The sequence below is a fragment of the bacterium genome (assembly GCA_004299235.1).
Lineage (GTDB): Bacteria > Chloroflexota > Dormibacteria > Dormibacterales > Dormibacteraceae > SCQL01.
Genome location: SCQL01000025.1, coordinates 37,669 through 55,694 on the forward strand (window position 1 = coordinate 37,669; position 18,026 = coordinate 55,694).

The 18,026-nt window shown below is 69.1% G+C and carries 19 protein-coding genes; 9 read left to right on the plus strand and 10 right to left on the minus strand.

Going from position 1 to position 18,026, the window contains the following annotated elements; genetic code table 11:
- Positions 1-73: 73 nt before the first annotated feature.
- Genes EPN29_06920 through EPN29_06935 form a run of 4 tightly spaced genes read left to right on the plus strand, consistent with a single transcriptional unit; the run spans position 74 to position 2,065 of the window.
- The gene (locus EPN29_06920; GenBank protein TAN33138.1) at positions 74-454 is read left to right on the plus strand and encodes a hypothetical protein; all 381 of its coding nucleotides are present in this window, start codon (positions 74-76) and stop codon (positions 452-454) included.
- Positions 426-938 (plus strand): YajQ family cyclic di-GMP-binding protein, encoded by a 513-nt coding sequence (locus EPN29_06925; protein ID TAN33139.1) that lies wholly within the window; start codon positions 426-428, stop codon positions 936-938. The genes EPN29_06920 and EPN29_06925 overlap by 29 nt, the downstream gene beginning before the upstream one ends.
- 21 nt (positions 939-959) lie before the next feature.
- Positions 960-1,673 carry a 1-(5-phosphoribosyl)-5-[(5-phosphoribosylamino)methylideneamino]imidazole-4-carboxamide isomerase gene (hisA, locus tag EPN29_06930; protein TAN33140.1) on the plus strand — a complete coding sequence of 238 codons (714 nt, stop codon included), beginning with the start codon at positions 960-962 and terminating at the stop codon, positions 1,671-1,673.
- Positions 1,670-2,065 (plus strand): DUF3465 domain-containing protein, encoded by a 396-nt coding sequence (locus EPN29_06935; protein TAN33141.1) that lies wholly within the window; start codon positions 1,670-1,672, stop codon positions 2,063-2,065. The genes hisA and EPN29_06935 overlap by 4 nt, the downstream gene beginning before the upstream one ends.
- Before the next feature lie 45 nt (positions 2,066-2,110).
- On the opposite strand, the gene EPN29_06940 is transcribed toward EPN29_06935, so the two are convergent.
- On the minus strand, positions 2,111-2,908 hold the full coding sequence (locus EPN29_06940; protein ID TAN33142.1) for an SDR family NAD(P)-dependent oxidoreductase: 798 nt from the start codon (positions 2,906-2,908) through the stop codon (positions 2,111-2,113).
- 18 nt (positions 2,909-2,926) lie between these two features.
- Between EPN29_06940 and EPN29_06945 the strand changes: the two genes are divergently transcribed.
- A complete protein-coding gene (locus EPN29_06945; GenBank protein ID TAN33143.1) occupies positions 2,927-3,391 on the plus strand; it encodes a hypothetical protein in 465 nt (154 codons plus the stop codon).
- A gap of 3 nt (positions 3,392-3,394) precedes the next feature.
- Here the strand turns inward: EPN29_06945 and EPN29_06950 are convergent, their stop codons facing one another.
- Positions 3,395-3,946 (minus strand): SRPBCC family protein, encoded by a 552-nt coding sequence (locus tag EPN29_06950; protein TAN33144.1) that lies wholly within the window; start codon positions 3,944-3,946, stop codon positions 3,395-3,397.
- Between EPN29_06950 and EPN29_06955 the strand changes: the two genes are divergently transcribed.
- On the plus strand, positions 3,890-5,221 hold the full coding sequence (locus tag EPN29_06955; GenBank protein ID TAN33145.1) for an MFS transporter: 1,332 nt from the start codon (positions 3,890-3,892) through the stop codon (positions 5,219-5,221). The two genes, EPN29_06950 and EPN29_06955, sit on opposite strands and share 57 nt — an antisense overlap.
- Positions 5,222-5,237: 16 nt before the next feature.
- On the opposite strand, the gene EPN29_06960 is transcribed toward EPN29_06955, so the two are convergent.
- The 7 genes from EPN29_06960 to pyrB all read right to left on the minus strand — a co-directional run bounded on the left by EPN29_06960 (position 5,238) and on the right by pyrB (position 14,863).
- On the minus strand, positions 5,238-6,569 hold the full coding sequence (locus EPN29_06960) for a hypothetical protein (GenBank protein TAN33146.1): 1,332 nt from the start codon (positions 6,567-6,569) through the stop codon (positions 5,238-5,240).
- A complete protein-coding gene (locus tag EPN29_06965) occupies positions 6,541-7,323 on the minus strand; it encodes an ABC transporter ATP-binding protein (GenBank protein ID TAN33147.1) in 783 nt (260 codons plus the stop codon). Before EPN29_06965 ends, EPN29_06960 begins: the two co-directional genes overlap by 29 nt.
- Before the next feature lie 30 nt (positions 7,324-7,353).
- Positions 7,354-8,265: a dihydroorotate dehydrogenase gene (locus EPN29_06970; GenBank protein ID TAN33148.1), complete on the minus strand. Its 912-nt coding sequence runs from the start codon at positions 8,263-8,265 to the stop codon at positions 7,354-7,356.
- Positions 8,262-9,056, minus strand: coding sequence for a dihydroorotate dehydrogenase electron transfer subunit (locus EPN29_06975; GenBank protein TAN33149.1), 795 nt, complete (start codon positions 9,054-9,056; stop codon positions 8,262-8,264). The genes EPN29_06970 and EPN29_06975 overlap by 4 nt, the downstream gene beginning before the upstream one ends.
- A complete protein-coding gene (gene carB, locus EPN29_06980; protein TAN33162.1) occupies positions 9,020-12,277 on the minus strand; it encodes a carbamoyl-phosphate synthase large subunit in 3,258 nt (1,085 codons plus the stop codon). Before carB ends, EPN29_06975 begins: the two co-directional genes overlap by 37 nt.
- A gap of 1,117 nt (positions 12,278-13,394) precedes the next feature.
- Complete coding sequence (gene pyrR / locus EPN29_06985; GenBank protein ID TAN33150.1) at positions 13,395-13,940, minus strand: bifunctional pyr operon transcriptional regulator/uracil phosphoribosyltransferase PyrR; 546 nt, start codon at positions 13,938-13,940, stop codon at positions 13,395-13,397.
- A complete protein-coding gene (gene pyrB / locus EPN29_06990; protein TAN33151.1) occupies positions 13,937-14,863 on the minus strand; it encodes an aspartate carbamoyltransferase in 927 nt (308 codons plus the stop codon). The genes pyrR and pyrB overlap by 4 nt, the downstream gene beginning before the upstream one ends.
- Positions 14,864-14,977: 114 nt before the next feature.
- Here pyrB and EPN29_06995 point away from each other — a divergent pair, with 114 nt between their 5' ends.
- Positions 14,978-15,325, plus strand: a complete 348-nt coding sequence (locus tag EPN29_06995) for a hypothetical protein (GenBank protein ID TAN33152.1) — start codon at positions 14,978-14,980, stop codon at positions 15,323-15,325.
- 94 nt (positions 15,326-15,419) lie between these two features.
- A complete protein-coding gene (locus tag EPN29_07000) occupies positions 15,420-16,583 on the plus strand; it encodes an acetyl-CoA C-acyltransferase (protein ID TAN33153.1) in 1,164 nt (387 codons plus the stop codon).
- A 1-nt stretch (position 16,584) separates the two neighbouring features.
- Here the strand turns inward: EPN29_07000 and EPN29_07005 are convergent, their stop codons facing one another.
- Complete coding sequence (locus EPN29_07005) at positions 16,585-17,544, minus strand: LysR family transcriptional regulator (GenBank protein ID TAN33154.1); 960 nt, start codon at positions 17,542-17,544, stop codon at positions 16,585-16,587.
- Positions 17,545-17,606: 62 nt separating this feature from the next.
- On the opposite strand from EPN29_07005, the gene EPN29_07010 reads away from it, so the two are divergent.
- Positions 17,607-17,834, plus strand: a complete 228-nt coding sequence (locus EPN29_07010; GenBank protein ID TAN33155.1) for a hypothetical protein — start codon at positions 17,607-17,609, stop codon at positions 17,832-17,834.
- Positions 17,835-18,026: the final 192 nt, after the last annotated feature.

Consider the following 18,026-nt stretch of genomic DNA (forward strand, 5'->3'; position numbering starts at 1 on the left):
ATGGGGCCCGGACCCACCGGCATGCCGGGTGTGATCTGCACGGGAACCCCGGGTTCTGCTATGAATCGCGACTGTGAGTCTCTACGGGATCGTCGCCGACCTTCGCCGGGAAAACCCGACTCCCGCCGCCACCCAGACCCTCGACATGGTCGTCGCCGAGCTGGGGCGGACGCGTGACAACCTCAAGGATGCGGTCGAGGCCCTGAGCGCCAAGAACCTTCCCCCCGGCGGCAAGCCGGTGCTCGAGGGGCTGGTCGACCGAGCCCGGAAGGATGGCGTGTACGACCTCGACTACGGAGCGGATCCTTACGGCGGGCCGCCGACCGAGCCTCTGGACGAGGCCACGGCCGGCATCGGCGCCCTGCTGGCGCTGACCTCGGCGGTGGGCATCGCACTGGCGGGCGCCGCTGTGGTGGTCGGCCTGAATGCGATCTTCCACTTCGCCAGTGGCTGAGTACTCCTTCGACGTCGTCTCCGAGTTCGATCCGGCCGAGCTGACCAACGCCCTCGACCAGGCTCGCCGTGAGGTGGGCACTCGATACGACTTCAAGGACACGGCCACGGCTTACGACCAGCGCGACGAGACGATCGTCATCGAGTCCGCCAGCGAGGACCGCGCCAAGGCCGCGCTCCAGGTGTTGCGTGAGAAGGCGGCGCGCAGGCAGCTCTCACCCAAGCTTTTCCAGGCGGGCGAGCCCAAAACCGTGGGCAAGGGCCGCGGCCAGATCGAGGTGCAGCTGAACGCCGGCATCACCGACGAGCTCGCGCGTGACCTGCGCAAGCGAATCCAGAACGTGACGCCCAAGGTGCAGGTGCGCATCCAGGGCGATCAGCTGCGCGTCGTGGGCAAGGACAAGGACGCCCTGCAGCTGGTGATCAAGTCGCTGCGCGATGCCGAGGACATCCCCGTCCCGCTGCAGTTCACGAACTACAGGTAGGGGCCCTGCCGTAGCCACACTATGAGCACCGTGGTGGTCATCCCCGCCATCGACCTCCTGGGGGGACGCTGTGTGCGCCTGCTGCGCGGCGACTACGAGGACGTGACCGTGTACTCGGACGACCCCGTGGCCGTGGCCGGCCGCTTCGCCGAAGCCGGCGCGCAGCGCATTCACGTCGTCGATCTCGACGCCGCTCGTGGTTCGGGAGACAACCGGGCGGTGATCGAGTCCATGCTGCGGCGCCAGGACGTGGCGGTCGAAGTTGCGGGCGGCGTCCGCAGCGCCGGCGCGGTCGACGGCTGGGTGGATGCCGGGGCGCACGCGGTGGTGATGGGCACGGTCGCGGTCCGCGACCCGCGGCTCCTCGAACGGTGCGCGCGCAAGCACCCCGGGCGGGTGCTCGCGGCCCTTGACGTGCGTGACGACAAGGCGGCGGTGAGCGGCTGGCTGGAGACCGAGCCGGTCCTGATCGGAGCGCTGCTCGGGCGCTGGGACCGCCTGCCCCTGGCAGGCGTCATCCTGACCTGCATCGACCGCGACGGGACGCTTGGCGGCCCCGATCTCCAGACCCTGGCCAGGGTGCGCGCGATGACCGGCCTTCCGGTGCAGTATTCGGGCGGTGTGTCGTCGGCGGAGGACATCGGCCGCATCGCCGCCGCGGGGGCGCAGGCGGTGATCCTCGGCAAGGCGCTCTACGAAGGTAGGCTGACACTGGAAGAAGCGCTGGCGCAGTGACGAGGCTCGCCTTCGCCGCCGCCGTCGCGCTCGCGCTGATGGCCTGCGGCGGACGCGACGCCCCCGACGACCAGGGCCTTCATCAGGACGTGGTCAACGACGCCAACGGCGCCGAGGTGACCTTCGACGCCACCGTGGTGGACAACCCGGTCGAATCCGGCGGGCACGAGCGGTTCGAGGTCAAGGCGCCCACGGGCGAGCTGCTGGAGATCGACCACAACACCAGCCTCGCGGCATACGTCCCGGTCCACGCGGGCGACCGCCTGGTGATTCACGGCCGGCTGTACATCGACCCAGGCCCACGCGCCGGCGTGCACTGCACGCACGCGCAGACCTCCGGTGGCTGCCCCGACCCGGGCTGGATCATGTTCGGCGGCAACTACTACGAATGAACGCAGGCGGGGAGGGCGGTCTGAGAGGCTGAAAGTGGCTCTCCGCTAACTCTTCGCCGGTTGCCGTGCCACCACCGTCGCGGTCGCCTGGGCGACCGGCCTGACCACGATCTCGTCAATGTCCACGTGCGGGGGGCGCGTGACCGCGAAGACGACGCAGTCCGCCACGTCCTTCGCGGCCAGCGGCTTCATCCCCTGATACACCGCCTTGGCCGCCTGGTGGTCGCCGTGGAACCGCACGGCGCTGAACTCCGTCTCCACCAGCCCGGGAGCGATCTCGGTGACGCGGATGGGCTCGCCGTTGAGCTCGAGTCGCAGCGTGCGTGTGATCGCGCGCACCGCGTGCTTGGCGGCGGTATAGCCGGCGCCACCCCGGTAGGTCTCGAAGCCCGCGATCGAGCCGATGTTGACGATGTGCCCGTGCTTCGCCTTGCGCAGCAGGGGCAAGCACGCGCGCGTCATCCACATGAGTCCCATCACGTTGGCCTTCCACATGCCCATCCAGTCCTCATCCGCCGCCTCCGCGATGGGAGTGAGCCCCAGCGCCCCGCCCGCGTTGTTGACGAGGACGTCGATCCGGCCGAACCTGGTGGTCACCTCGTGGACGAAGGCATTGACGCTCTCCAGGTCGGTGACGTCGAGCGCCAGCGCAACGCCATCCTCACCGGCGACGCGCTTGAGGCGCTGCAGCCGGCGCGCCCCGACCACGACCTGATAACCCTGACGGCCAAGGGCTCCGGCGGTGGCGGCCCCGATGCCTGAAGAAGCTCCGGTGATGACTGCGATCGGCGTTGACTTGCTCGTTTCCGTACCCCCCGTTGATGACGACTGCGATGGTTTCAAAGCGTACGCTTAGGGCGAATGCTGGAGCTCCTGGTCGGGGTGGTGGTCGGTCTGCTGTTGGTGGCCGGCGTCCTCGTCATGATGGGCCCAAGCCTGACGGGGATGATGCCGCGCCTGCGATCGATCCACCGTCCGGCGCGAGTGCCGGCGGTGTTCCAGGCCGGCCACCGGCGCGAGGTCGTCCCGCCCGGGCTCAACCCCAAGACGCAGCGGGTGCTCGTCGCCTCCGCGCGACTGGCCAGCTGGTTGCGCGCGCACGGCCACGACGACGTGTCGCGCGAGCTCCGCCACGCCGCCGCGCGGATGACGGGCAACGAGCCCGCCGGGCTTTACGCGCTGCAGACGGTGCTGCGGAAGCTGCGCATGCTCAGCCTCGACGACGGCGGCTCGCAGGAACGCTTGCGAAGCCTGTCGAATGAGCTGCGGACGGCGGTGCAGGACCGATTCGAGCAGCTCGAGCTGCTGCCCTTCCGCCGCCCCTGACCTCTAACCCTTCTCCCTGGAGGAAGGAGGGCCTGGGTGAGGCTGTGGGCCCTTGCCCGACTCCACGTACTTCTTGAGCGAGGCCATGTTGTCCCGGATGCCCTCGGAGTACTGGCGGGCGAGCAAGCCGCCGGCCAAGCGCAGCAGGCCGCCGAGCTCGTAGTCCATCTCGTACAACACATGGGTCGTGCCCTTCCGCTCTGTGTACGTGTAAGACCACGTGCCCTTGAGCGGTCCCCGCGTGAATATGCCGGCGCACCGTTTCGGTTTCACGTAGGTGGTCTGCTCAACTTCGAGCGTCTCCTTGATCCCGCCTGGAAGATCGAGGTGATACCGGTAGCGGGTGCCCTTCCCGGGCGGCTCCTGGTCGAGCTGCTCGGCCTTCTTGAGATGGGTGGTCCACTTCGGGGCGTTCTTGACGTCTTCCTGCACGACCGCCCAGACCCGTGACGCCGGGGCTTCGATGTCCACCGTCTCGCGCAGCTTGGGCATGGTGACATGATCCCACCGGTGCGAGAGGCCAAGGCAGGCCGGATGCCCGGAGCGCTGCGTCATCGGAACTACCGCCTGTTCCTGACCGGGCAGATCATCTCCACGATCGGGACCTGGATGCAGAGCGTCGCCATGCCCTGGCTGGCGCTGCAGCTCACCCACAGCGGACTGCTCGTCGGGCTCGTCCTCGCCGCGCAGTTCATGCCGGTGATGGTCGGCGGCCAGTTCGGCGGCGTGGTCGCGGATCGGTACCGCAAGCGAAACGTTCTGCTGGTCACGCAATCGCTGTTCACCCTGCCTTCGTTCGCGCTCTTTGCGGTCAGCGCCACGGGCCACGCGCAGTACTGGATGGTCATCGTCGCGGCAATCGCGACCGGCACCATCAACCTTTTCGACGTGCCCTCGCGCCAGGCGTTCGTCATCGAGATGGTGGGCAAGCAGGACCTGATGAACGCCATCGCGCTCAACTCATCCGTCTTCAACGGCGCGGCGGTGATCGGGCCCGCGGTGGCCGGGATGATCATCGGGGTGGTGGGCGTGCCGCTCTGCTTCCTGGCCAACTCCGTCAGCTACCTGGCCGCGGTCGCCGCGCTATTGCTCATGCGAAATCTCCCCGCGCTGGCGCCTGAACGCCATGAACCCTGGATCGCCCGGCTTGCGCAGGGGTTCTCGTACACACGTCGCGAACCGGTGGTCGGCATGCTCCTGCTCGCCGTCGCCGTGTTCTCACTGTTCGCCATGAACCGCCTGACGCTGATCCCCCTGTTTGCGGACCAGGTCCTGGGCGTCGGCGCCCAGGGATTCGGGTTCCTGATGGGATCGATGGGATTGGGCGCGTTGACCGGGGCTTTGACGCTCGCCTTCTCTCCCTCGCTCGGTGCCGCTCCCCGGCGCCAGCTGTGGATGGCCGCGATCTGGGTGGCCGCATTGCTCGAGTTCTCGAGCTCGCGGTTCTTCCTCATCTCGATGGCCACGCTCTTCGTCGCCGGCTACTGCCAGATCTCGTTCGTCGCGACGGCCAACAACCGCATCCAGACGATCACCCCCGACCACCTGCGCGGGCGGGTGATGGCGCTCTACGCCCAGGCCCTCATCGGTGTTGGGCCCATCGGCAGCACCCAGGCGGGGGCGCTGGCCACGTTGCTGGGCGCACCCTGGGCGATGGCCATCGGCGCTGTCATCGCCGGCGCCGTCGTGGGCGGAATCTGGTTCGCCCGGCCGGAGGTTTTCGGTTCAGCCCCGCGCGGCCTTCGCGCCCGGCCGGACCCCGCCCCTCATTCCACGGCTCGAGGGCAAGATGAGCCCAAAGCCGGCCCGCTCGGGTCACCACCTCACTGAGGTCGATTCGATGGCGTCAGCCGAACCAGACCTCGATCGCGGCCGCCAGCGCCAGGGCAGGGACGAGCCACCGCAGCGCTCGGACATAGTCGGCCACGGCGGCCAGGACGCGCGCGTTCCAACCACCCTGTGGGTCCATGTGGATGGCCGCGGCGCCGATCTGGATCGCCAGGCCGCCGGCGACGATGGCGACGGGGATCTCGATCACGCCGTTGGGCAACACGCCGGTCAGCGCGAGGCTCCACGAAGAGAGCGCGGCCGCGAATCCGAGCAAGAACCCGGGGGCGAAGTTGAGCAAGAACCCGCTCACCCCCGCCGTCAGGATGGCGAGGAAGGCAGCCAGCACGAAGGCGAGGAGGTTATGGCTGAAGATGGCGAGGACCTGCTGGCCCTGGCCGTCATCGCCGGCCGCCTTGAGCAGGCTCGATAGCACAGGGCTGACCGCCGCCGCCGGCACGGCCCCGGTCGAGCCAGCCAGGAACCCGACCCCCATGCCGAGGGGAAATCCGAGCGCGGCCAACAGCATGGGAATGCGGCGCAGCCAGATGAGGCGCGCGATGCCGGGACGGCCGCTGAAGCTCCAGCGCAGGTTGGCGACCGCGCGATGCAGCGGGCGGCGCAGCCCGACTTCTCGGGCCAGCAGCGCCTCACGCGAGAAGCCGTTGAAGCCCATCCGGAGCAGGAGCACCGCAATCGCGGTCATCAGGGCGGCAAAGCCCCACAGGAACTCGGGCCTGCCCAGCAGGATGAGAGCCGCCTCGACCTGGAGGACGACCGACATCGGCAGGATGATGAACGACGCCATCACGTTGGCCGCGCGCATCGTTCGGGCGTTGAGGCTGATGATCACAGCGCCGGCGACCATCGCCGCCACCTGGCAGATGGTGGAAAGAGCGAGCGCCACGAGGATGCCGAGCGGGAAATAGCCCAGACCCGGAAAGACCGCAGCGCAGTAGACGATCAGCCCGCCGTAACAGAGGGCCAGCGAAACGGCGAGCACCGCGGCGACCTTGCCGGCGTAGATCTCGGCCTCCTTCAGGGGCGTCGAGAGCAGGACTTCGAGCGTGGTGCGCTCCCGCTCGCCGACGAAAGATTCCAGCGCCAGCACCAAAGAGAAGCTGGCCGGAATGAAGACGACGAAGAAGGCGCCGACGAGCGCCAGGCGGTTGACGACCGCGGTGCCGCCGCCGAAATAGGCGAGCCCCCGGATGCCCACCCCCGCGCCGATCGGGATCGCAAGCGTGAGCGCCACCATCGCCACGATCAAGCGGAGCTCGCTGACCGCATCGCGAAGATCGCGACTCGCGACCAATCCGGCCTTACGCCGATTGAGGCTCGGCCAGCTCATCGTGGTTCCCGACAATCGCGAGGTAGATGTCCTGCAGGCTCGGCAGCTCGCGCATCTCACGCCGCGGCTCGAGGCCGGAGCGCCGGCGGAGCTCTGAGATGTCGCCGACGGCCAGCGCCCGCCCGGCGGACATGATCCCGATGTGACCGGCGAGGTTTTCCGCCTCCTCCATGCTGTGGGTGCAGATGACGAGCGCGCAGCCCTCCTTCTGCAGGTCCTTGAGGTAGATCCACGCCCGGCGCGCGCTGTCCGGGTCGAGAGCGGACGTTGGCTCGTCAGCGAGGACCAGCCGCGGGCGGTGGAGCGTGGCCCGGATGAGCGCCACCTTCTGCCGCATGCCTTTCGAATACGTGCCGAGCCACCGATCACCCGCGTCGGCGAGCTCGAAGAGCTCGAGCAGATGCTCGATCCGCCGGCGGCGTAGCGCCGGCTCCAGGTCGTAGATGGCTCCGAAATGGTCGAGGTAGGCGCGCGCGGACATGCGCTCGTAAAGACCCGGTACCTCGGGCATCAGACCCACGCGTGCCCTGACGGCGGCGGGGTCGTCCGCCGCGTCGATGCCATCGACCTTGACCGAACCCGCCGACGGCCCCAGAACGCCCGCCATGCAGCGCAGCGCCGTGGTCTTGCCGGCGCCGTTGCGACCGAGGAGCACGAGGCAGCGACCGGCTTCGACTCGAACGGTCAGGTCCCTGAGCGCCAGCACCTCGCCATATCGCTTGGCCAGGCCGTCAACCTCCAGCACGCTAGGGATTCTGAGGGTTGGACCCTGGAATCGAGCCGGTCAATCTTTCGGCAGGTGACGCGGAAGATCGGCCGGCGAACCCAACCCCTTCGCCTTCAGGTAGGCGGCGATGCCGTCGTGCACGTCGGCGATGGCGCGTGGGTTCACGAACGTGGCGGTGCCGACCTGCACCGCGGCGCAGCCCGCGACCAGGAACTCGAGCGCGTCCTCGGCGCGAGCGATGCCGCCGATCCCGATCACCGGGATGTTCACCGCCCGCGCCGCCTGATGCGCCAGATACACGGCAAGCGGCCGGATCGCCGGCCCGGACAGGCCCCCGGTCCGAAAGCTCAACCGCGGCCTGCCGGCGTTCAGGTCGATCGACATGCCGACCAGCGTGTTGATCGCGCACAGGGCGTCGGCGCCGGCTGATTCGACCGCCCGGGCGATGACTCCGATGTCGCTGACCATGGGCGTGAGCTTCACCCACACCGGCAGCGTGGTTCGCTTGCGCACGGCCTCGGTCACGGCTGCGGCCGCGCGCGGATCGTTGCCGAAGTAAAGGCCGCCCTGTTCTACGTTGGGGCACGAGATGTTGATCTCGAAGCCGGAGATGCCTGGAACTCCGTCCAGGCGGGCCGCCAGCTCGCCGTATTCCGATGCCGACTCGCCGTTGATGTTGACCAGGACGGGGAAATCCCAATCCGCCCACAGAGGCGCATAGTCGCGGATGAGGGCGTCGGCGCCTGGACCCTGCAGCCCGATGGCGTTGAGCATCCCGCTGGGCGTCTCGACGATGCGCGGTGGCGCGGTCCCCCGCCGCGGGCGCAGGAAGATGCCTTTGGAGACCATCGCCCCCAGCGCCCTGCGCTCGAGCAGCGGCACCTCCGTCCCGTAGCCGAATGTGCCTGAGGCCGCGAGCACCGGCCCGCGCAGCTTGAGGTCGCCGATCGTGACCGCCATCCCGGTCATGCCGTCACCGCATAGGGCAGATGCGCGGGTAGGGCCGTCCAATCGATGTCGGCGGCGCGATAGACCGGACCCTCCTTGCAGGCGCGGTCGTATCCGCCGCGCTTGAGGGGGACCGCACAGCCCAGGCACACCCCGGTCCCGCAACCCATGTACGTCTCGACGGCGACCAGCGCGTCCGGCCAGCGATCGGCCGCGGCCGCGAGCATCGGGTTCGGACCACAGGCGAGCACGAGGTCGGCATCGGGGGCCGCGGCGACCGCCGTGCCGGCCAATCCCTGGGAGCCGTCGTCGGTGGCCCAGATCACCTCGTCGCCGCCGGACTCCGTGCACAGCTCCTCCCGGCTGCGAGCGCCGTGCACCCAGGTCACGCGCATGCCCAGCGCCGTGGCCTCCCTGGCGGCGAGGGGCATGGGTGCGACCCCCAGGCCGCCGCTCACGAGGACGATGCTTCGCGGACCGGCCCCGAGATCGAAGCCACGCCCCAGCGGGCCGAGGCAGCTCACGCGATCGCCGCGGTCCATGTCCAGCAGCTGCGCGGTGCCGGCGCCCACGGCCTTGAGGACGATCTCGATGCGATCGTCATCTACGCGGTAGACCGAGAAGGGACGGCGCAGCAGCGGCCCCGGGGTCCAGCCGAGGTTGACGAACTGCCCGGCGCGGACCGAAGCCGCGATCTCCGGCGCGTCCATCGCGAGCACCCACATTTCCCGCGCCACCCTCCGCTTGCCGGCGATCCGGGCGTCCACGAGAAACACTAGGAGCCGGGCCTCGCCACCCCACCCTCTCTCCACTCTTCGATCGTCCGCACCTCCATCTCACCGGGCGCGGCGGCGGCGGATTCCACCAGCGCCGCGGCCGTGTCGAGCGAGGTCAGGCACGGGATGCGCCGCTCGACGGCGGCGCGCCGGATCTCGAAGCCGTCTTTGAAAACCGGGCCGCCGGCCTCGCTCGGGTCGGTGTAGATGTTCGACATCGTGTTGATGACCAGGTCGACCTCGCCACGCGTGATGACGTCGACCACGGTCGGGCCCTCGTCGCCGATCTTGGCGACGACTCTCGGCGAGAAGCCGGCCTGCCGAAGCGCCTTCGCGGTGCCTTCGGTCGCCACCAGCCGGCATCCCATCTGGACCAGCCGCGAGACGATCGGGAAGATCTCCGGCTTGTCCGCATCGGCGATCGTCAGCAGCGCGCCACCGCCACGTTTGACATGCATCCCGGAGGCCGCAAAGGCCTTGCGCAGGGCTCCGGTCAACGTGCGGTCGATCCCGATCGCCTCTCCCGTCGATTTCATCTCGGGTCCCAGGTATGAGTCGACCGCCGGCAGCTTGTTCATCGAAAAGACCGGGGCTTTGACGGCCACCAAAGGGCGCGCGGGACAGAGTCCCGTCGCCCAGCCCATGTCGGACAGCTTTTCCCCGAGCATGACCCGGGTCGCCATGTCGACCATGGGCACGCCGGTGACCTTGGAAAGGAACGGCACCGTTCGCGACGCCCGCGGGTTGACCTCGAGCACGTGCACCTTGCCGCGGTGGACGACGTACTGGACGTTGACCAGTCCTCGCAAACGCAGATGGCGCGCGATTCGCACCGTGTAATCGACCACGTCCTCGAGTTCGGATGTCTCCAGGCCCGGCGCCGGGTAAACCGCGTACGAGTCGCCCGAGTGTACTCCCGCCCTTTCCACGTGCTGCATCACGCCGGGGATGACCACGGTCTCGCCGTCGGTGACGGCGTCGACCTCCACCTCATCGCCCTGGAGGTACTTGTCGACCAGCACCGTGCCGCGCGGCAACGCGCTGATCGCCCACACCATGTAGCGCTCGAGCCCGCGCCGGTCGTGGACGATCTCCATGGCGCGCCCGCCCAGCACGTACGACGGCCTCACCAGCACCGGGTAGCCCGCGCGTTCCGCGATGACGATCGCCTCCTCGACCGTGGTGGTCGTGCCGCCGACTGGCTGCGGGATGCCGATCGCATCGAGCGCCTTCGCGAACGCCCGCCGGTCCTCGGCCAGGTCGATCGCCTCCACCGTGGAGCCGAGGATCGCGACCCCGCGTTCTTCCAGTGACGCGGCCAGGTTGATCGAGGTCTGGCCGCCGAACTGCACCAGCGCGCCCTCGACGCCTTCGACCTCCGCGACCTGGGCGGCGCCGTCCAGGTCGAGCGGATCGAAGTAGAGCCGGTCGGAGGTGTCGAAGTCCGTGGACACCGTCTCGGGGTTGGAGTTGACCAGGACCGCCCGGACTCCTGCCTTGCGCAGCGACCAGGCGGCGTGGACGGAGCAGTAGTCGAACTCGATCCCCTGGCCGATGCGGATCGGGCCCGACCCGATGACCAGCGCCGTCCGAGCGGCGCGATTCGACGTTGCGCCCTTGGCTTGAGCATGAGGCGCGCGCCCGGCCTCAGAGCTCTCGCTCTCCTCCTCCCAGCACGAGTAGTAGTAGGGCGTTGCCGCATCGAACTCGGCGGCGCACGTGTCGACGAGCTTGTAAGCGGGAGTCGACGGTTCAACACGCTCTCCGCGTAGGGCGCTGATCATGGCGTCGGAGAACCCGGCGCGCCGCAGCTCGCGCACGTCGCCCTCCCTCTCGAGGCGAACGATCGTGGCCATGCGGTCGACAAACCAGCGATCGATCCCGCTTCTGGCCGCCAGCGATGCCGGGTCGGCGCCGTCCCGGAGCGCAGCCAGCAGCGCGAAGAGCCTGCGGTCGTTGGGCTGGTCGATCAATTCGGCGCGCGCCAGGTCCGAGGCGGCGGGCGGTTTCTGCTCCAGCGAGCGCATGGCCTTGGTCAACGCGGCTTCAAACGTCCGCTCGATCGCCATCACCTCACCGGTCGACGCCATCTGCGTGCCGAGGCGCCGGTCGCCGGCGGGGAACTTGTCAAACGGCCAGCGGGGGATCTTGACCACGCAGTAGTCGAGCGCCGGCTCGAACGCCGCGAATGTCCGGCCGGTGACCTCGTTCCGGATCTCGTCCAGACGCCTCCCCACCGCCACCTTCGCGGCCACGCGGGCGATGGGATATCCGGTCGCCTTGGAGGCCAGGGCCGAGGAGCGGCTCACCCGCGGGTTGACCTCGATCACGTAGTAGGTCGAGCTCTTCGGGTCCAGGGCGAACTGGACGTTGCACCCGCCCTCGATGCCGAGCGCGCGGATGATGCGAATCGCCGACGACCGCAGCATCTGGTGGTCGCGGTCCGACAGGGTCTGCGCCGGCGCGACGACGATCGAGTCGCCGGTGTGGACGCCCATCGGGTCGAGGTTCTCCATGTTGCAGACCGTGATGCAGGTGCCGGCCGCGTCCCGCATCACCTCGTACTCGAGCTCCTTCCAGCCCCAGAGCGAGCGCTCGACGAGCACCTGGTGGATGGGCGACGCGTCCAGCCCGCGCTGCGCGATGCGCCTCAGCTCGTCTTCGGTGGTGACGAAGCCGCCGCCGGTGCCCCCCAGCGTGTACGCCGGCCGGATGACCAGCGGCAGCCCGGCCTCGCTCGCGAAAGCCGCCACGTCCTCGAGCGACTCGCACACTCTTGACACGGGCACCGGCTCGCCGAGGTCCTGCAGCATCTTCTTGAAGGCCTCGCGGTCCTCCGCCTTGCGGATCGTTTCGATGCTCGCGCCCAGCAGCCGGACGTGGTGGCGGTCGAGCACGCCGGCGCTGGCCAGCTCGGTGGCAAGGTTGAGGCCGGTCTGGCCGCCAAGGGTGGGCAGCAGCGCATCGGGCCGCTCGCGAGCGATCACACGCTCGACCGCGTCGACGGTCAGCGGCTCGAGGTAAACGCGGTCCGCCACCTCCTCGTCGGTCATGATCGTGGCCGGGTTGGAGTTGACGAGCACGGTGGTGATGCCTTCCTCGCGCAGGGCCTTGCAGGCCTGCGTGCCGGCGTAATCGAACTCGGCGGCCTGGCCGATGACGATCGGCCCGGAGCCGAGGATCAGCACCTTCCTGGGCTTTTCAGGTTGCGTGGCCCCCCCGACCGCCCTGAGCACCGGGCGCCGGTTGCGGACCATCTCGACGAAGCGGTCGTACAGGTGCTGGTTGTCCTGCGGCCCCGGACAGCCTTCGGGGTGGTACTGGACGCTGAACGCGGGCAGGGTGCGGTGGCCGAGGCCCTCCACCGAGCCGTCGTTCAGGTTGCGCTGCGAGACGAAGAAGTCGCCCGCCGGGACCGACGCGGCGTCGACCTGGAACTCGTGGTTCTGGCTGGTGATGTGGACCCCGCCGGTCTCGAGGTCCTTGACCGGGTGGTTGGCGCCGTGATGACCGAACGGCAGGCGCGAGGTGCTGGCCCCCGCGGCGCGGCCGAGGATCTGATGGCCCAGGCAGATGCCGAACAGCGGGATTCGGCCCAGGGCGCGGCGCGCCAGCTCCACGGGGCCGTCGAGCACCGCCGGGTCGCCCGGCCCGTTCGAAAGCACGATCCCGTCCGCCCCGGTTGCCTCGACGTCCGCCCAGGTTGTGGTGTGCGGCAGCACGATGACGCGGCAGCCGCGCTCGCGGAGCGAGCGGAGGATGTTCGTCTTGACGCCGTAGTCGACGACCGCGATCGACAGCCCCGCCCCGTCGCTTCGGTGCGCCGGTCGCAGCTCCCCGGGGAGCGCCTCGAGCCACTCCGCCCTCACGGTGCGTGAGGTTGCGGCGACGAGATCCTGCTCGGACAGCGGCGCCACCCGGCGCGCCGCCAGCGCCAGCTCGGCCAGCCGCGCCTGGTCGGGAGGCTTGGATTCGTGAGTTAGGACCGCGCGCAGCGTGCCGCGTGTGCGCAGGTGCCGGGTCAGCGCCCGCGTGTCGATCTCGGTGATCGCCGGGACTCGCCACCGCCGGAGGTACTCGTCGAGCGAGGCCTCGCTCGAGTGATGGCTCGGGCTTGGGCAGGCCCAGCGCACGATGACCGCCCTCGCCCACGGCCGCGCCGACTCCGCATCGGCCTCTCGCACGCCGTAGTTCCCCTGCAGCGGATAGGTCATGCACACCATCTGGCCGGCGTAGGAGGGGTCGGTGATCACCTCCTGGTAGCCGGTCATGGCGGTGTTGAAAACGACCTCTCCTTCGCCGATGACGTCAGCGCCCAAGGCCGCGCCGACGAAGGCCCGGCCGTCCTCGAGCACGAGTGCCGCCAACCGCTTGCTAGCCGGCAACGATCACCGCCTGGTCGATACCGTCCTCCTCAGCGACGAGGACCTCGATCCGCTCCGAGTCCGAAGTCGGGACGTTCTTGCCCACGTAGTCGGGCCGGATGGGAAGCTCGCGGTGGCCGCGATCGACCAGCACCGCCAGCTGAATCGCGCGGGGGCGGCCGAAGTCCATCAGGGCATCCATCGCCGCGCGCACGGTGCGGCCGTGGTGGATGACGTCGTCCACGAGCACCACGACCTTGCCGTCCACGTCCGGCATGCTCGATGCGGTGTGATGCGCCGGCTCCCGGAGGTGGCGGTCGTCGCGATGCCTGGAGGTGTCGAGCGCGCCGACCGCGACCGGCGCCCCTTCCAGCTCCCTCAGCTTGGCCGCGAGGCGCAGCGCGAGGTGGTCGCCCTTGGCGACGATGCCGACCAGCACCAGGTCGCCGGCCCCCCGGTTGCGTTCGACGATCTCGTGCGCGATACGGGAGAGCGAGCGCCGGATCTGCTCGGCGTCCATCACGGTCGCTTTGAGCCGCCCCTGGGTGACGCTCATGCCATGACGCGCTCGAGCAGCGCCATCCGGATGTGGAGCCCGTTTCTCGCCTGCCTGAAGTACGCGGCGCGTGGGTCGGCATCGACCTCCGGCGCGATCTCGTCCACGCGCGGGAGTGGGTGCATCACGATCGCGTACTTGCGCATCAGCGCGAGCGAGCCGTTGTCGATCCGGTACACGCCTTTGAGCGCGTTGTAGACCTCGGGGTCAGTGAAGCGTTCCTTTTGGATCCTCGTCTGGTAGACGACGTCGACCTCGGGCAGCACGGATTCAAGGTCCTCTGTCTCGACCCAGGGTACGTGGTGCTCATCCAGGTGGGCCTTGAGGTCGTCCCTCATGGCGACCTGCGGCGGCGCGACGAACCAGAACTTGATGTCCTTGAATTTGCTGAGCAGATAGGTGAGCGAGCGGACCGTGCGGCCGTTGGCCAGGTCCCCGACCATCGCGACCCGGATGCCATCGATCCGGTCCAGTTCGTCGCGGATCGTGTAGAGATCGAGCAGAGCCTGCGTCGGGTGCTGTCCCGGCCCGTCACCGGCGTTGATGACCGGCACCGTGCTGACGGCAGCGGCGCGCCTGGCGGCGCCCTCCTCGTAGTGACGCAGCACGATCACATCGGCGTAGCCGCCGACGATGCGGATCGTGTCCTCGAGCGTCTCGCCCTTGGCGGCGGAGGAGAACTCGCGGGCATTGTCCGTGCCCATCGTCTGGCCGCCAAGGCGCATCATCGCCGCCTCGAAAGAAAGGCGGGTGCGGGTCGACGGCTCGTAGAAGAGAGCCGCCATCACCTGGCCGTTGAGCCGGCCGGAGAACCGATGCGGCTCGCTCTTCATCTCCTCGGCGCGCGTCAGGAGGTCTTCGAGCAATGATCGGGAGAACTGCTGGCTTTCGATGACGTGCCGCAGCCGGGAGCCGATCGCCATGAAAAATCCTCCTTCCTGGTCTCTCGGGACCAGACTTAAAGGAACTGACCGCTCGCAGCATTTTAGCAGCCGGAAGCAACGCCGGGCGGCACCGCTCAGCTACCGTAGGTGGCCATGAACAAGAGGCCGGGGCAGATCAAAGTCACGATCGACGCGGGGCATTGCTCCTTCTGCGCCCGCACGCGCAACCTCCGCCGCGAGGAGCGGCACCTCGGCACGCTGGTCCGCACCGTCGTCACGTGCGAGAGCTGTCACCGGACGCTGTCGAGCTCGATGGGCCTCGCCGGCGCCGACACCCCGGCGGTCGCCGAGCCGGCCCCAACGACTGAAGACGCGACCCCGGCCGCGGCCGCGGTCGAAGACCCGCCTGAGCCCAAGCCGGCCAAGCGGGCAGCGGCGCCTCGCGCCGCCGCCGCCGCCAAGCCGAAGGCGCCCAAGAGCCGAGCTCCCAAGACGAAGTGAGCCCGGAGGCGGTCAAAGTCCATCGCCTGGACATTCCCGTCGTTCTCGCACGCCGCGGCCGTTCCGGCGCCGGTAAGGGGACGATAATTCGGGCATGACTGAGGCTGTGATCGTCGCTTGCGGCCGCTCTCCGATCGGCAGGGCCAGAAAGGGATCGCTCGTCGACGTCCGGCCTGACGACCTCGCGGCCCACGTGGTGACCAAGGTGCTGGAGCAGGTGCCCGAGCTCGACCGCGCCGAGATCGAAGACCTCATCTGCGGCTGTGGCTTGCCGGGTGGTGAGCAGGGTCACAACATCGGCCGGGTGGTCTCGATCCTCGCCCGCCTCGACGTCCCCGGCGTCACCGTGAACCGGTATTGCTCCTCCTCGCTGATGACGACGCGGATGGCTGCGCACGCCATCGAGGCGGGCGAAGGCGACGTTTTCCTGTCGGTCGGCGTCGAGTGCGTATCGCGCTACGGCAGCGGCTATCCGGACGCACCTGACACCTACAACTCCAGGCTGGTCCCCGGGAACACCGACGAGTATCCCGACATCTACATCGCCATGGGACAGACCGCCGAGAACGTGGCGAGTCGCGAGGGGATCAGCCGCGCAGAGCAGGACCGCTTTGCCGTCAAGAGCCAGGAGGCGGCGGTCAGGGCCCGAGACGATGGTTTCTTCGACCGCGAGATCGTCCCGGTGCCTCTCCCCAACGGCCAGCTTTTCACCCGGGACGACGGACCGCGGCCGGGGACGACCATGGAGGTGCTGGCCGCGCTGAAGCCGGCGTTCCGCGAGGACGGCACCGTGACCGCGGGCAACGCGTGCCCGCTCAACGATGGCGCCGCGGCGGTCGTTGTCATGTCCGACCGCAGGGCCAAGGAGCTCGGGCTCAGGCCCCTGGCGCGCATCGTGTCGACGGGCCTGTCGGCGCTGGCGCCGGAGTTCATGGGCCTGGGTCCGATCGACGCCTCGAGGCAGGCGTTGAAGCGCGCCAAGATGACCATCGACGACATCGACATCGTCGAGATCAACGAGGCCTTCGCCGCCCAGGTCATCCCCGCGGCGCGCGGGATCGGCGTCGACCCGTTCAGCGACAAGCTCAACCCTCACGGCGGGGCGATCGCGCTGGGTCACCCGTTCGGCATGACCGGCGCCCGCATCCTGTGCACGCTGCTCAACGGCCTGCGTGAGAAGAACAAGGCTTATGGGCTGGAGACGATGTGCGTCGGCGGCGGCCAGGGGATGGCGATGATCGTGGAGCGGCTCAACTAGCTCAGGCGTGCGGTCGCTTCGGCCTGCTCTTCAAGAATTCGTTGTGCGCCCGCTCCACCTCGCCCGCAACCGCCGCCACGGTCTCGACGAATGCCGCCGCCGCCGGGGGGCGATACCGGTCGCGATGCCAGACGGCGGCCAGCACGCGCGGCGGAATCGGCTCGGCCAGCTCGATCACCACGGTCTTGGGATCGGTCTCGTCGATCGCCAGGAGTGGGGCCAGGGCCACGCCCAACCCCGCCGCCACCATCGCCTGCACGGTCCCGTTGTCATTCGTTCGAAAGATGAAGTTCGGCCGCACGCCATGCCCCAGCAGGTAGCTCTCCGCCAGGTCTTCGGTGCGCCCCGGGTGGTAGCCGATCATGGGCACGCCCGCCAGGTCGGCAACACTGGGCCGGCGCGCCGCCAGCTCGGAATCTGAAGGCGCAAGCAGCACGTAAGCGTCACGCATCAGGTCACGCACTTCGAAGGGGCCGGACGGGATGGGCTGGACCGCGAAGCTGACGTCCAGCTCGCCCTGCTCGACGGCGCCCACCTGCTCCTCGTCCTGCGCCTGCTCGGACAGCCGGATGTCCACCTCGGGTCCGCGCTCGGTGAAGCGGCGCATCACCTCGGGCAGGATCTTATTGGCGATGCTCTGGTAGATGCCGATTCGCAGCCTCCCCGAACGTCCGGCGGCGAAGGCGCGGAAGTCGGCCTCGGCGGCCAAGAGACGGGCCTCGATGGCGGTGGCGTGGCCGAGGAGGAGCTTGCCGGCGGCGGTCAGCTCGACCGTCCGGCGCCCGCGCGAACGCTCGATCAGACGCTGACCGGTCAGGGCCTCCAGGGCCGCCACGTGGTCGCTGACGGTCGACTGAGCCTCGTTGAGCTGCTCGGCGGCGGCCCAGAACGTGCCGCTGGCGGCGATGGCGCGAAGGGCGTGGAGGTGTTTCAGGTCGATCGAACGCCAATTAACCGGCATGGCGATATTTTCTCATGAAAGACGCCGTTGCTCCGGAGATTGGCTGGGGGCAGAATCGGGGCATGGACGCGTTGATGATCTTGCTGGCGCTGGCGGGCGTCGCGGTCGCGGGGGCGCTTTTCGGCGCCGACTCCCGGCCTCTGGACGACGATCGGCCGACGCGCTGGTGGCCCGCCACGTGGCCGCAAGAGAGCCCAGACCAACACGCCGCGGACGAGGTTTGGGCCAGGGTTCAGACCGTGCTCGGACCAGTCTGCCCGGCACCTGGAGCGACTGTCCGCGCGGCGTAGCCCGCTTCCGCGCATGCGCCGCGGTGGCGCGGTGGCGGTGGCCCACCGGCTCGAGGCCGGCACCGCCTAGGGTGAACGGCTCACAAGATCTGTAGACACCTGGGGACTTCCCAGATGTAGAAGCGGCGGCCCATCCTGTGGGTGCTTGACGCCCATGAGGAGGTGCCGCCGTGACTAATGATGATCTGCTCT